The sequence below is a fragment of the Paraconexibacter sp. genome, assembly GCF_059438195.1.
In genome coordinates this window covers 51,291-65,000 of the sequence record NZ_JBLKKY010000019.1, presented here as the reverse complement: position 1 = coordinate 65,000, position 13,710 = coordinate 51,291, and the positions used below count along the sequence as shown (strand labels likewise).

Sequence of the window (13,710 nt, the reverse complement as noted above, 5' to 3'; positions counted from 1 at the left end):
CGTGCGGCGCGTCCGGTACAGCCGCCCGCGGACGCTGCGCATCACCGTCTCCTGCCCGGAGGAGGAGGAGCGCTGCCGCGTCCGAGCGACCGTGTTCACGGTTCCGCAGAAGAAGGCGAAGCGCAAGCCGCTGCGCCGCGAGATCCGGCTCGGTCGCGTCACCTTCACGGTCCGCGGCGGCACGACCCGCACGGCGCGTGCGCGGATGTCGACATCGAGCCGGCGCCTCCTGCGCCGCTACGGCAGGCTGCGCATCCGCGCCTACGCGACGGCGCGCGACGCCGACGACAACGTCGGCACCGCACGCAAGACCGTGACGATCAAGAAGTAGCGGCGGCCCCGCGGCGGGCGAGCGCCTCGACGAGCTCGGCCGCCCGGGCGCCGGCGTCCACCGCCGCGGCCTCGCGCGCGAGGCCGCGGGCGCGCTCGGCGAGGCGCGGGTCGGAGAGCGCGCGGCCGACGCCGAGACGCAGCGCCCGGGGGGTCGCGAAGCGCCGCGGGATCCGGACGCCGACGCCGGCGCGGTCGATCCGGGCCGCGTTCTCGTTCATGTCGCCTGCGGCGGGCAGCGCGACGACGACGCAGCCGCTCGTGAGCGCGCGGACGACCGTCCCGTGCCCGCCGTGGCAGACGACGACGTCGCACCGCGGCATCGTCCGCGCGTAGGAGAGCCAGTCGACGAGGACGGCGTTGTCGGGCACGTCGACCGGAGGATCGGGGACGCGCCGGTTCCACGTCGCGAGGACGCGCACCGGAAGGTCCGCCAGGCCCTCGAGCGCCGCCCGGAGCAGGCGGTGCTCGGGATCCTGCGAGGTCGAGGGGGCGACGAGGACGAGCGGCGCGTCGCCCGGGGGGAGGGGGACGTCCTCGGCTTCGGGCTCCCACTGGAGCGCTCCCACCACGTGCGTGTTGGGCAGCGGCACCTGCCGGGCCGGCTCGAGCGCGGGAAGCGTCGCCACGAGGCAGAGGTCCTCGCTGATCCCGCCGTGGAAGCGGGAGACGGGCGGCAGCCCGAGGCGCCGGCGCGTGTCGTTGAGCTCGCTGCGGCCCTGCTCCAGCCCGCGCGCGACGACCCTGTCGGCGAGCGACCACACGGCGCGTCCGGCCGCCGTCCGCGGGGCACGCGCCCCGATCGAGTAGGGCGCGAGGGCCGGGTCGGGGCGTGGATCGACGTGCGGCACGAGCGTCGCCGTCGGGATCCCGGCGCGCTCGGCCGCGAGCGCGGGGGCGAGCGTGAGGATGTCCGCGACGACGACGTCGGGCCTGAGCGCGTCGACGAGCGGCTGGGTGTCCTGCGTCGCACGGGCGACGGCCTCGTAGGGCTTGAGGACGCGACCGAGCGTGGGGAACACGTCGTACTCGGGCGCCGCCACGAAGCCCAGGCCCTCGGCCTCGACGTCGTCGCGCCAGCGCGCCCACGTCTCGACGGTGACGTCGTGGCCGCGGGCGCGGAGGGCTCGCCCGAGCGCGATGACCGGGAACGTGTGCCCGGGGTCCCCGAAGGCCCCGAGCAGGACGGTGAGCGGCGTGCTCAGATCTCGGAGAGGAGCTCGGCGACCGCGCGGAGCTGCTCGAGCCGCGCGTCCTTCGTGAACGCCATCGGCGTGATGCCGAGCGTGCCGACGCCCGCGTGGCGGTAGGCCCGCAGCCGCTCGCGGACGGCGTCCCGCGGCCCGCAGATGGAGACCGTGTCGATGAGCTCGTCCGGGAGGGCGGCCATCGCCTCCTCGCGCTTGCCGTCGAGGTAGAGGTCCTGGACCTCCTTCGCGGCGTCCTCGAAGCCGTAGCGCTTCACGAGCTCGTTGTAGAAGTTCTTGTCGCGAGAGCCCATCCCGCCGACGTAGAGGGCGAGGAACGGCCGCATGAGGTTGCGCGCCTCCTCGACGTCGTCGCCGACGTAGCACTGCACGGTCGGCGCGATCTCGACGTCGTCGAGCGTCTTGCCGCCTCCGGCGCGCTCGACGCCGATCTTCAGCTCCTCGCGCATCACCGTCACGTGCTCGGGCGAGAACAGCGTCGGGATGACGCCGTCCGCGATCTCGGCGGCGAGCTGGGTGTTCTTCGGCCCGATCGCCGCGATGAAGATCGGGATGCGCTCCTGGACGGGGGCGATCGTGAGCTTCAGGGCCTTGCCGGGGCCGTCGGGCAGCGGCAGGTCGATCGAGTCCCCGTGGTACTCGACGCGCTCGCGGGCGAGCGCCATCCGGACGACGTCGACGTACTCGCGCGTCCGCGCGAGCTGCCGGCCGAAGCGCACGCCGTGCCAGCCCTCGCTCACCTGCGGGCCCGAGGACCCGAGCCCGAGGATGAAGCGGCCGTCGGAGAGCTGGTCGAGCGTCGCGGCGGTCATCGCCGTCATCGCGGCCGACCGGCCGGGGATCTGGAAGATCGCCGATCCGATCCGGATCTTCGACGTCTGCCCGGCGATCCAGCCGAGGATCGTCGCGGCGTCCGACCCGTAGGCCTCCGCCGTCCAGACCGAGTCGTAGCCGAGACGCTCCGCCTCCTGGACGATCTCCCGCTGGTCGTCACGTGTGAGGCCGAGACCCCAGTATCCGATGTGGACGCCGAGCTTCATCGCGCAACTTTCCTTTCAGCAGGCAGGGATTCCGGGACGGCGGTCGAGGGCGCTGGTACGGTGCGGTCCGCCCTCAGGAGGGGCCACACCCTATGTCACGACGCCACCGCTCGCCCATCGACGACCTCCGTCTCGCGATCGACTGCCTGCCGACGACCACCCGCATCGCGATGCTCGACGGCATCCGGGCGAACGAGATCATCGTCGGCGCCTACACCGATCGCGACGGCGGCGTCTGCCCGATGCTCGCCGCGCACCGCTGCGGCGGCCGCACGAGCTTCATCTCCTTCGCGAAGGCGTGGGACCGGTTCACGGTCGCGAAGCGCCCGCGGAAGGCGACGCGTCGTGAGCTCGCGATCCTCCGCAGCCACCTCGAGGCGTCGCTCCTCTCCGACGAGGACGTCGACTTCCGCGTCGCGATCCGCGAGCACCGCGAGCTGCTCGCGAAGCGCACGGAGGAGCGCGCCGCGCAGGAGGCGACGCGCAAGCGCCTTCTCGGGCGTCCGGGCGACGCCTACCGCGGTCGTGAGCTCAAGGGGAAGGCGGGCTGGAGCTGGCTGCGGCCGTTCCGCCGCCTCGACGAGTACGAGGCCGCTCTCGCCGCGGTGGAGGCGGAGCGCGACGCTCTCCTCGAGCGCCGCGCCGGCGAGCACAGCGGCGACGGCCGCGTCCTCGAGACGGTCTGACGGCGGACCGGGCCGCGTCCAGCGCGGCCCGGCGTCCCGCCCGGCCCGGACCCGGCCTCAGATGCCGGGGAGCGCCCCGCCGCCCGGCTGGACGAACTGGATCTCCGGGATGACGCACCCCGGGGACGTCTTGAGGAGGTAGCGCACCGCCTCGGAGATGTCCTGCGTCTGGATCATCGTCTCCGCCGGGACGTGCTCCTTCACGAAGTCCGTCATGGGCGTGTCGACGAAGCCGGGGCAGAGGGCGGTGTTCTTGATCCCCGCGCTCCCGAGCTCCTTGTTCATCGCCTCGGTGAAGCCGACGACGCCGTGCTTCGTCGCCGAGTAGACGCTGAGCCACGGCTCGCCCTGCTTGCCGGAGATCGACGAGGTGTTGACGACGAGGGCGTTGCGATGCTCCTCACCGGCGGCGCGGAGCATCGGCATGCACGCGCGGTAGAAGAGGAAGATCGATCGCAGGTTCGTGCTGAGCTGGATGTCGACCTTCTTCGTCGTGAGATCGTCGACGTTCTCGCCCATGCCGACGCCGGCGTTGTTCACGAGGACGTCGAGACGGCCGTAGGCGTCGCGGTGGGCGTCGGCGACCGCCTGGATCGTCTCCTCGTCGCCGAGGTTGCCCGCGAACTCGCGGACCTCGTAGCCCTTCGCGCGGAGCCCGTCGGCCGCCGCCGTGAGCTTCTCGGGGCGGCGTGCGGCGACGGTGAGGGCGTAGCCCTCCTCGCCGAGCATCTCGGCGATCGCGAGGCCGATCCCGCTCGAGGCTCCGGTGACGATCGCGGCGCGCTCTGCCATCTGACTCTCTCCTCTGTCCCGTTCGTGCGGCGGGTCCCGCCGCGGTGCGCGGCCAGTCAATCAGACGCCGACGGGCCCCGTGCGGCGGACCGGCTCCTCCCGGGCGGCGAGCCCCTAGGATCCGCGCTCGATGTCCGGCGCCCGTCCCCGACACCGCCTCGCCGGGGCGGTCGCCGCCGCAGCTCTCCTCGCCGGCTGCGGCGTGGAGGAGCGTCCCGTCGCCGCGCCGGACCCCATCCCCGCGAGCGGACCGCAGGCCTTCCCCGCGGCGGACGGCCGCGTCCTCGGCGCCCTCGAGCAGAGCCTGCCCGAGGGCCCCACGCTCGAGCCGGCCGTCTCCGTGCTCGAGCCGGGCGGGAACCGGCTCGCCTTCGCTCTCGCCGACGGGGCGGGGCAGGAGCTCCCCGGGGCCGAGGTCGTCCTCTACCGCGCGCGCCCCCACGGCGCCGGGCTCGTCGGGCCGGTCGAGGCCCGCGTGGAGCGGCTCGCGCAGGGCCGCTCGATCTACGTCGCCGACATGGCGTTCCCGGCCGCGGGGGAGTGGGTGCTCGTCGCCGTCGCACGGCTCGACGGGCGCCTCGTCCGGACCGCCCCGATGTCCGGGCAGGTGCGGGCGCGCCGCGACGGCCCGCCGCGCGTCGGCGACCGCGCGCCGGGCGCGGAGCTGCCGGTCCGGCCGGCCGCGTCGAACCGCTCCGTGAGCGTCTCGCTCGAGACCGTCGATGTCGTCGACGCGGGCGGCGCGGAGCCGCTCGTCCTCGTCTTCGAGTCGGGGGCGGGCGGCTGCGGGGCACGGTCGTGCGACGGGGCGGCGCGCGCCGCGAGGGCCGTCGCGGCGCGGGAGGGCGTGCGGGCGGTCGTCGTCGGCGAGCGGACGTCCGGGGCCCGGGCGGCGAGGCGCGCCCGCCGCCGCTACCGGCTCCCGAGCCTCCCCTGGCTGTTCGTCATCGACGGCGACGGGGTCGTCCGCGAGCGCTTCGAGGGCCCCGTGTCCGCGCGCGAGCTGCGCCGCGCGGTCGCCGACGCCGGCTGAGGCGTCTTCGGGTGGGGCAGCGTCCTCCCCGCTCGGCTCAAGATCCGCGGGGAGGCGTCGAACACGAAGGCGACCCTTCCCCGTCCGAGGAGCCAACTGCTGTGTCCCTTCCCGCCGCCCCGATGACGTCCGATGCGATGCCCGACGGCCTCCGCGATCCGCGGCATGTCGCGATCGCCCGCTACGTCGGTCTCGGCGCGGGCCATCTCGAGCTCCTGCACCGCGCGATCGCCGAGCACCCCGTCGACGCGGAGGCGGTCGCCGAGAGCTTCTACGACCACGTCCTCTCGCAGCCCGAGCTCCGCGACATCATCGATCGCCACTCCTCGGTCGATCGCCTCCGCGCGACGCTCATCGACTACTTCGGCGGGCTCTTCACCGGCCGCTACGACGACGACGTCGCCGAGAGCCGCGTGAAGATCGGCCGGGTCCACGACCGGATCCGCCTCCCGCTCGGCGCCTACCTCGGCGCCTTCGTGCAGATCGACGAGATCGTCGTCCGCGTCCTCTGCGAGGGCCTCTCGCACGACTCCCAGGCGCTCGCCGACGCGCTCCTCGCCTGGCGTCGCGTCACGCAGACCGACCAGGCGATCGTCGCGCAGAGCTTCATCGACGCGCGCGACGAGCGCCTCGCCTCCCTCCTCGAGTCGCTGACCGCGACGAGCGAGGAGGTCGCCGCCCAGACCGAGGAGGCGACCGCCGCGGTCCGGGAGACGGCGAACGAGGCCCAGGCCGGCGCCGAGGCCGTCGCCGCGACGTCGACGGCCGTCGACGGCCTTCGCGGCGCCGTCGCGACCGTCGAGGAGCAGCTCGGCGTCCTCCGCGGCCAGATCGAAGGCATCGGCTCGATCGTCAAGGAGATCGGCGAGATCTCCGAGCTCACGAAGCTCCTCTCGCTCAACGCCCGCATCGAGGCCGCCCGCGCCGGCGACCACGGTCGCGGCTTCGCGGTCGTCGCCGAGGAGGTCCGCCGCCTCGCCGAGCGCACCGAGGACTCGCTGCGCACGATCGCCTCGCACAACCAGGGCTCGACCGCCTCGATCGGCGAGGTCGCGGCGGCGCTCGAGAGCGCCCAGTCGCAGGTCGAGACCGTCGAGTCGGGCGCCGACCGGTCGCGCGAGAGCTTCGAGAAGGCCGCCTCCGCTGTCAGCGAGATCTCCGCGATGATCGCCGAGATCAACGGCGGCATGGAGGGCATCGTCGCCCAGGCGACGAAGGACAACGTCTCGCTCGCCTGATCCGCCACCACTTCCCCTGGGCAGGGAACGTCGCCATCACCCCACTGAGCTACCGTCCCGCTACGGCGGGCCGGTAGCTCAATGGTGAGAGCAGCGGACTCATAATCCGTCAGATCCAGGTTCGAGTCCTGGTCGGCCCATCCGTGTGATCTGGAGGGCCGCGTCGTACGCGTGCCCTGCGGGGGCGCTCGACATCACCCGCGAGCAGAGCTGCCGGCCGCCCCGACTCCGACGCCCGGCCCGCCTATGCGGCCCTGGTGGTCCTGGCGAGGAGATCCCCGTCGGCCGCAACCACCGCGACGGTCTCGCTGCGACGCGTGCGGGCCTCGCTGACGGAAGCGAGCACTGTGACGGTGACGGCGTCGTCGATGTCCGTGCCCTTGAGGTCTGATTCGACGACCCAGACGGACTGCACCCGTCCGGCAGCGTCGATGAGGTCGGAGATCGCCTCGACCTGCGCCTCGGTGAGGTCTGCCGCTCGATACACGGGATAAGGGGTGGTACGCCGCATGAGTCCCTCCTCGGTCGGCAAGCGGCTGCTGTACCGAACGGGTCCCCCCTCGGGCTGGCGACTAACCCGAATCCGACAAGTGTCCGCATCCAAGGTGCGCCGCCTCAGGGGCCTGCGAGTCCTTGCGGGAGGCTCCTTCGCACGTTCGACCGACCTCATCGATCGAGCCGCCAGACTGGTCGTCGAGCGCGCGTCCGTGTTCGGGCGCGGCGCACGCGCCTGACCGTCTCGGGCTGCGTCACTCGGCTGTTTGCGATCCCGTCGCAGGCGGTACCGCCTCGCAGGGGTAGGGCCCCGACACAGGAGCGCCCATGCAGCGAACGTCGAACGGCCCGGCGCGCGAGCGCGGCTCTGCGCAGGCCCCCCAGACCCCGCACCACGAGCCGCGGCATTCGTGGCGACCGCACGCGGCGGACGCTTCCCGAGCCAGGAAGATCAGCGGGGTCGCGGTCCGGCATTCGTCGCCGTCCGCACCCGCGCCGACGCGCGCACGACCCGAGCCGGGCGTCGCGCCCCATCGGTCCGGAGCGCGCGCGGAAGGCGAGGCAGGATGACGTCCGTGTCGCGAAGGCCGGACCGGATGGGACCGTCCGCCGCCGACCTCGAGAAGACCATCGAGCGCGAGCGCGAGCGCAGCGCGGCTCTCGAGCGGGCCCTCGATGACGAGCGCGAGCGCAGCTGGGCGGAGACGACGCTGCTGCGGCACGAGCTCGACCGGCGCGTCGCGGCCCACGAGGCCGCTCTTCGGCGGATCGAGGAGCAGCGCGAGGCGTTCCGGCACGCCGTATCGGAGGCGAGCCCCCTGCCGCCCGCCGCGGAGGCCGGCCCCGCGGCGGGCGCCCGCGATGCCTCGAGTGCCGTGGTCGGCCGCCTGCGGGCTCGCCTGGACGCATTGAGGGCCGAGCTCGACACCCGCGCCAAGTGCGCGACCGTCCTCGAAGCGCGCGTCGCGGAGCTCGGCGAGGCCGTCGCAGGGCTCCGCGCCGAGCTCGACGCCGAGCGGGAGAGGTCGCGACGTCTCGTCGAGGCGGCGGCGCAGTCACGCAGGGAGCTCGCGCGGCGCGTCGAGTCGGCCCACTCCCGCATCGTCGACTGGCGCGCGGGGCTCGAGGCGTCCGTCGAGCAGCTGGTCGCGGGCGTCGACGCCGCCCTGGAGCCGGTGACGCGAGCCCGGTCGCTTCTCGCCGACGGAGAGGGAGCGGGACGCGCCGACCGGGATCCCCTCGACGCCTTGGCCGTGGAGCTGCAAGACCGCGAAGCGGCCGACCCGCCGCGACGGCGCGTCGAGACGGTGACGCGGACGTGACCGCGAGGCGGAGGTCTCAGCCTCCCACCGCCTTCGTGATCTGCTCACCCTGGACGTGACGCTCCCGGTCCCCGGTGAACCGGATCGAGAGGTGCCCGCGGACCGCGGCAGCGACCGGGAGGGGTTCGTCCACCTCCCAGCCACCGTCGTCGATGGCCGAGCGGAACCTCAGCGACGAGAGCTTCCCGTTCGCCCCTCGGTGGTCGTAGCGCACGCGGATCACGCCACGCGCCCGCGAGCTGATCGTGCCGCTGACGTGCAGGCGGCCGCCGGTGATGCTCGACCCCGTGCGCCTCAGCCGAGCCTCGTGCCGCGCGGCTCGCACGCGCGCCGCGTCGGGGCCCACGCGCCCGTCGCCCCCGTAGGTGAGGCGGAGGATGCCAGTCCGCGCTCGGCGCATCCGGGCGGGGAGCCGCTCGTCGATGCGGACCCGGCCGTCGCGGATCTCCGCTTCCATCTCGTGAGAGCGTCCACGGGCCGTGAAGCGGCCTCGCAGCCGCCCCGTCGCGCGCGCCGTCATCTCCGCGAGCACGTCGAGGCGACCGTCCTCGACCTCCGCGCGGCGCACCCGCAGCTTCGCGGGCGACCGGCGCCGCGGCACCGCGGAGGCGCCGGTGGCCGCCTCCATGTCGAGCATGCCGTACCCGTAGATGCCGTCCGGACCGGGAGCGCCGAGATCCCGAGCCGTCCCGACGAGCCGCTGCATGGTCCCCTCGCTGTCGAGTCCCTGCGCGAGCAGCAGGGCGGCGGCGGCCGCGACGTGCGGGACCGCCTGTGACGTGCCCGACATCGAGGAGTAGCCGTCGTCGATCGTCGTCGAGAGAACGCGCGCCCCGGGGGCGACCATGTCGACGCGGTACCCGTAGTTGCTGTGCGCGGCGCGGAAGCGCTGCTCGTCGATCGCGCCGACGCAGAGGATGCGGCGCGTGACGAGGGGCTGGGAGCAGAACGGCAGATCGAAGTTCCCTGCTGCGGTCACGACGACGACGCCGGCCGCCGCGGCGCGTTCCAGGGACTGCGTCAGCGCCGAATCGGGGAGGACGCGCTCGGGCGCGTATGGCCCCGCCGTGAGCGAGAGGTTGATGACGCGTGCGCCGGCGGCGACGGCCGCATCGATGCCGCGCGCGACCCTCGCCTTCGTGCCGCGGTTCGACGCGTCGAGGACGCGGATCGGCAGGATCTTCGCCCCGGGCGCCGCTCCGTGCACCCCGATGCCGTTGTCGGCGACGGCGCCGATGATGCCGGCGACGTGCGTGCCGTGGCCGTGGTCGTCGTCGGGGACGCCGTCGCCGTCGACGAGGTCCGGCGCCTGGAGGAGCTTTCCGGCGAGGTCGGGGTGGTCGAGGTCGATGCCGCTGTCCACGACGGCGACGACGACACCCTCGCCCGTGCTCACCGACAGCGCCGGGTCCGCGCGCACGGCGGAGAGCCCCCACTGCCTCTCGCGGAGAGGGTCGCGCTCGGCCGCCGAGAGTGCGGGGTCGACGGGTCCGACGAAGAGCGTGGCGCACGCCGAAGCGCACGCGACGGCGCAGCGCGCCGCGAAAGCAGGGGGACGCAAGGCATCTCCTCTCACATACCCCTGCTCGTTCCGTGTTGCATAGCCCTCTAACCACGTCCGGTGCAGGTGAAACCTGCAACTGCTTGGCGCGTCGCACGTGTCATCGCGCCGGAACGGGGTAGTGGATGCCGAGGGGTAGGAATCGACGAAGGAGAAGCGATGCGATTCCGCAGTGACCCCTGCCCGGTCCCAGGCCTCCGTGCGCCGATGCGCTCCTCGACGCAGGCGGTCTCCCGATGAGCTGCCCGACCACGAGTGAGACGGCGCTCGCCGATGCGGAGGAGGCCGCCGGCTCACGAGCGCGCGAGAGCGCTCGCGACGGTCGAGCCCGCATCGCCGCCATCGACTATCCCGATTCCGGCCGGCCGGTCGAGGTCGGCGACGAGCCGGTGCTCACGGCACGCCGGAAGGCCGCCTACGGGGTGCTCACGCTCGTCTGGGTCGCGGTGAACGCGTCCTTCTGGGCCTGGTGGCTCGCGCCCGGCCATCGCGGCTCCACGCCGCTCTTCCTCTTGGCGACCGCTGCCCTCGCCTATCTCGTCACGCTCCTGCCGACCTTCTACTGGTTCTTCGCCGGGAGAGCCCGCCGGCCCCCGTCACCGCCCGCGCCGACCGGCATGCGCGTCGCGATGATCACGCTCTGCGTGCCGTCGCACGAGTCGCTCGCCGTCGTCGCCCGGCAGCTCGCGGCGCTGTCACGGGTCCGCTATCCGCACGAGAGCTGGGTGCTCGACGAGGGCGACGACCCGGACGTCCGCGCGCTCGCCGAGGCGTTCGGCGTCCGTCACTTCTCCCGCCGCGGGGTCGAACGCTGGAATCGGCCGGGGCCGCCGTTCCAGGAGAAGACGAAGGCGGGGAACGTCAACGCGTGGCTCGACCACGTCGGCAGCGAGGGGTACGAATACGACGCCTTCGTGCAGCTCGACATCGACCACGTCCCGCGTCGCGACTACCTCGACCGGACGCTCGGGCACCTGCGGGATCCGGAGGTCGCGTGGGTGCAGGCGCCCAGCGTGGTGGCGAACGTCGACTCCTGGGTCGCCCGGGGACAGGCCGAGCAGGACGTCGTGCTGCAGGGGCCCCTGCAGATGGGCTTCTATGGCCACACCCGCACGCCGTTCATCATCGGGTCGCACACGACGTATCGGACGTCGGCCGTGCAGGAGATCGGAGGCTTTCAGCCGACGCGGGCGGAGGACCACCTCGACACCGTCGTCCTCGCCGCGCAGGGCTATCGCGGTGTGTACGTGCCGGAGTTGATCGCGCGCGGCGACGGCCCGACCGACCTGTCCACCTACCTCGGTCAGCAGTTCGCGTGGGCCTACTCGATGGTGCAGATCCTCCTGCACCACATGCCGCGGCTCGTCCGCAGCTACGACCCGCGTCAGGCGTTCCAGTTCCTCATGGCGCAGAGCTGGTACTGCCTGTGGTCGATCTCGTGCGTGGTTCTCTGGCTCCTCCCGATCATCGCGCTCCTCGGAGGACGCCCGATCGCCGACGTGGTCCCCAGCGAGTTCGCCGTCGCCTTCGGCCTCGTGCTGCTCACGTCCACCCTCATGTGGTGGTCGACGCGGCATCTCTTCCAGCCGGCCGGCATCACCCTCTCGTGGCGCGGGCCGATCCTCGACATCGCACGCTGGCCGGTCGTCTTCTCGGCGGTCGTCAACGTCCTGCTGAGGGTGAGGCGTCCCTACATGATCACTCCGAAGGGCAGCCGAGCCGGCGGTCTCCCGCCGGGGCACCGGCTCTACGGTCCCTTCCTCGCGCTCGCGTGGCTCTGCATCGGGTCGATGGCGGCGTACGTCGCCGTCGACGGCCACGATGCCGCCGGCGGCTATCTCTGCCTCGTGGGACTCAACCTCGCGGCCGTCCTCACGATGCTCACCGTCACCATCGGTCTCGAGCACCGCCGCGTCCGCACCGAGGTCGGGCCCGCTCGCGCGATCCGTGAGCGGGCGCCCACGCTCAGCGTCCTCGCGCTCACCCTCACCGCGACCGCGGCCGTCGTCGCGCTCGCGTGGCAGCCCATGACGGAGGCGATCCGATGAGGGCACGCTGGTCCTCCGCGACTGCGGCGCTCGTCGTCCTCATCGGCGCTCTCGCGTCGCTGCGCATCGCCGACCCGTGGGGTCCCGCGGCGGACCGCCCCCCGTCGGGGAGCCCGCCGCCGCCGCCGCTCCTGTCGGCGAGACCCGTTCCCGCGCACGCTCTCTGCCTGCGCCCCATCCCCGCCGATCGAGCACCGCGGACATCTGGCGGGCCGGGGGCCGACCGAGCGGCCTGGGAGGCGGCGGAGCTCCCCGTCGGCGCCAGGTGCGCGGCCTTCGAGAAGGCCGTCCTCGAGACCGTCGCGGGCCTGTGAGACGCGCGCGTTCCGACCGTGAAGACGCCATCGCGGCGCTGCTCTTCGAGGGGCGCTCGCTCGTTCGCGAGCTCGAGGCCAAGGGCTCGCTCGAAGCGGCCGCCGCGGCCATCGAGACGCTGGGATCGGACGACGTGCGCCTCGCCCTCCTCGTGTCCATCCATGACGCGTGCGAGGCCCGCGGACAGCAGGAGGACAGGCGGGACGAGGGGCCGGCCGCGGACATCGACGGAGAGCGTCGGGCCTCTTGACGCGTCAGTACGCGGCGTGGATCTCCCGCCACGTGCTCTGCACGACGCCGGCGGACCCGAAGGAACGCACGGCGGCGAAGACGTCGTGGTCGAGGCGGACGTTGAGGCTCGACGAGCCCGCCACCGTCGTGGCGTCGCCGTCGACGAGGATCCCCCCGAAGACGGTCGCGTTCCCCTGGACCTGGACCGCGGGGTGGGCGCCCTGCTCCTCGTTGGCGTGGTAGACGACGCCGTGGAAGCGCACGGTCCCGGCGATCGAGAGCGAGCCCCGGGCCATGAGGACCATCCCGGGCGCGGAGGGCGAGTTGACCTGCGCGTTGCCCGCGTAGGCGCAGTCGCCGTGCTCGATGTAGACGATCTGGCCCTGGAGTCCGGGCCCCGGCGGACAGCCCGACGAGTAGTAGGTGCCTCTCGCGATCGCGGTCGCCCGCAGCCGCAGGCGTGCCGCGGGTGTCATCGCCGGCTGGGGGCCGTACCCGCTGCGGATCGTGTTCGGGCTGATCTGGTGGTCGAGCAGGGCGGTGGTGTCCGCCCACGCCGCGGACTCGTCGTCGCCCCGGAGCGCATGGCCGAGACACGGCGTCTCCTCGCCGAGCGCCGCCGTGCAGCGGACCGCGACGAGTCCGCTCTCCGACGATCCGCCCTGAGCGTCGATGATCGTCTTGCGTCCCTTGTTGGAGATGTCGAGCCGGCCGGTGAGGACGGCGGTGCGGGGGAGATCCTCGACGGTCTCCTGCGCGCGGGCGAGGGCGACGATGGTCCGGGTCTGACCGCCGACCGTGCCCTGCGCCCGGACCCAGACGCGGTCGTCTCCGTTGGCGTCGTAGCCGGGGGCGCCTTGCGAGAGGGCGTCGTCGTAGTGCGCCTTCGCCGGGCCGTCGCTGTTGTCGCGCACCGCCGTCGACCACCACGTCGACGGTCCGCCGTCGATCGAGCCCGAGAGCGCCGCGAGCGTCGCGGGGGCCGGGCACCTCGGGTCCCCGGTCGCCTGCGCGCTGCAGGCCGGGACCGGGCGCCCCGCGGCGCCGGCGCCCGGCCACTCCCGCGAGAGGTGGTAGATCTGCGCGTTCATCGCCGCCTCGGCGAGATTGAACGCGGCCTCTCGCATCCGGGTGACGCCCGACTCGTGCGACTGGGTGTCGATCATCGAGAGGGTCGCGACGCTGAAGCCGAACATGACGCTCATGAGGAGCATCGCGCTCATGAGCGCCATGCCGTCCTCGCCCCGCAGCGACACGCGACGGACGAGACGACGGACGCCGGTGATCCGCTCACCGAGGATCCGGAGATGACACGACCTGCCCATGGGCCCGTTATCGGCCCGGTGGGATGAGAACGTTAGGGGGCTATGCGGTTGGTCGGTGCGTCGCGGCGGCCGAGCGGCTCGACAGG

General features: G+C 73.4%; 14 protein-coding genes and 1 tRNA gene. 9 read left to right on the top strand and 6 right to left on the bottom strand.

What is annotated here, in order from left to right:
- A partial coding sequence (locus ACME2J_RS09035; protein WP_495544569.1) for a hypothetical protein occupies positions 1-331 on the top strand: 331 nt, incomplete at its 5' end.
- Here ACME2J_RS09035 and ACME2J_RS09030 read toward each other — a convergent pair.
- A complete protein-coding gene (locus tag ACME2J_RS09030; RefSeq protein WP_495544568.1) occupies positions 321-1,373 on the bottom strand; it encodes a glycosyltransferase in 1,053 nt (350 codons plus the stop codon). The two genes, ACME2J_RS09035 and ACME2J_RS09030, sit on opposite strands and share 11 nt — an antisense overlap.
- Before the next feature lie 158 nt (positions 1,374-1,531).
- Positions 1,532-2,578, bottom strand: coding sequence for an LLM class F420-dependent oxidoreductase (locus ACME2J_RS09025; RefSeq protein ID WP_495544567.1), 1,047 nt, complete (start codon positions 2,576-2,578; stop codon positions 1,532-1,534).
- Between the two features lie 92 nt (positions 2,579-2,670).
- Between ACME2J_RS09025 and ACME2J_RS09020 the strand changes: the two genes are divergently transcribed.
- On the top strand, positions 2,671-3,264 hold the full coding sequence (locus tag ACME2J_RS09020) for a hypothetical protein (protein ID WP_495544566.1): 594 nt from the start codon (positions 2,671-2,673) through the stop codon (positions 3,262-3,264).
- A gap of 57 nt (positions 3,265-3,321) precedes the next feature.
- Here ACME2J_RS09020 and ACME2J_RS09015 read toward each other — a convergent pair whose 3' ends face one another.
- Entirely contained in the window at positions 3,322-4,056 is a 735-nt protein-coding gene (locus ACME2J_RS09015; RefSeq protein ID WP_495544565.1) for an SDR family NAD(P)-dependent oxidoreductase, read from the bottom strand.
- A gap of 130 nt (positions 4,057-4,186) precedes the next feature.
- Between ACME2J_RS09015 and ACME2J_RS09010 the strand changes: the two genes are divergently transcribed.
- From ACME2J_RS09010 to ACME2J_RS09000, 3 genes are all read left to right on the top strand, one after another.
- Positions 4,187-5,089 (top strand): hypothetical protein, encoded by a 903-nt coding sequence (locus ACME2J_RS09010; RefSeq protein WP_495544564.1) that lies wholly within the window; start codon positions 4,187-4,189, stop codon positions 5,087-5,089.
- A gap of 137 nt (positions 5,090-5,226) precedes the next feature.
- Positions 5,227-6,327, top strand: coding sequence for a protoglobin domain-containing protein (locus tag ACME2J_RS09005; protein WP_495544563.1), 1,101 nt, complete (start codon positions 5,227-5,229; stop codon positions 6,325-6,327).
- A gap of 67 nt (positions 6,328-6,394) precedes the next feature.
- A tRNA-Ile gene (locus tag ACME2J_RS09000) sits at positions 6,395-6,467 on the top strand.
- A gap of 104 nt (positions 6,468-6,571) precedes the next feature.
- Here ACME2J_RS09000 and ACME2J_RS08995 read toward each other — a convergent pair.
- Positions 6,572-6,838, bottom strand: coding sequence for a hypothetical protein (locus ACME2J_RS08995; RefSeq protein WP_495544562.1), 267 nt, complete (start codon positions 6,836-6,838; stop codon positions 6,572-6,574).
- Between the two features lie 580 nt (positions 6,839-7,418).
- Here ACME2J_RS08995 and ACME2J_RS08990 point away from each other — a divergent pair.
- Positions 7,419-8,144 carry a hypothetical protein gene (locus tag ACME2J_RS08990; protein ID WP_495544561.1) on the top strand — a complete coding sequence of 242 codons (726 nt, stop codon included), beginning with the start codon at positions 7,419-7,421 and terminating at the stop codon, positions 8,142-8,144.
- A 16-nt stretch (positions 8,145-8,160) separates the two neighbouring features.
- Here the strand turns inward: ACME2J_RS08990 and ACME2J_RS08985 are convergent, their stop codons facing one another.
- Positions 8,161-9,705 carry a S8 family serine peptidase gene (locus ACME2J_RS08985; protein ID WP_495544560.1) on the bottom strand — a complete coding sequence of 515 codons (1,545 nt, stop codon included), beginning with the start codon at positions 9,703-9,705 and terminating at the stop codon, positions 8,161-8,163.
- A 236-nt stretch (positions 9,706-9,941) separates the two neighbouring features.
- Here ACME2J_RS08985 and ACME2J_RS08980 point away from each other — a divergent pair, with 236 nt between their 5' ends.
- The 3 genes from ACME2J_RS08980 to ACME2J_RS08970 are packed head-to-tail and all read left to right on the top strand — an operon-like array spanning position 9,942 to position 12,318.
- Positions 9,942-11,753: a glycosyltransferase family 2 protein gene (locus ACME2J_RS08980; protein ID WP_495544559.1), complete on the top strand. Its 1,812-nt coding sequence runs from the start codon at positions 9,942-9,944 to the stop codon at positions 11,751-11,753.
- Positions 11,750-12,067, top strand: coding sequence for a hypothetical protein (locus tag ACME2J_RS08975; RefSeq protein WP_495544558.1), 318 nt, complete (start codon positions 11,750-11,752; stop codon positions 12,065-12,067). Before ACME2J_RS08980 ends, ACME2J_RS08975 begins: the two co-directional genes overlap by 4 nt.
- On the top strand, positions 12,064-12,318 hold the full coding sequence (locus ACME2J_RS08970; RefSeq protein WP_495544557.1) for a hypothetical protein: 255 nt from the start codon (positions 12,064-12,066) through the stop codon (positions 12,316-12,318). The genes ACME2J_RS08975 and ACME2J_RS08970 overlap by 4 nt, the downstream gene beginning before the upstream one ends.
- A gap of 4 nt (positions 12,319-12,322) precedes the next feature.
- Here the strand turns inward: ACME2J_RS08970 and ACME2J_RS08965 are convergent, their stop codons facing one another.
- Positions 12,323-13,624 (bottom strand): hypothetical protein, encoded by a 1,302-nt coding sequence (locus tag ACME2J_RS08965; protein ID WP_495544556.1) that lies wholly within the window; start codon positions 13,622-13,624, stop codon positions 12,323-12,325.
- Positions 13,625-13,710: the final 86 nt, after the last annotated feature.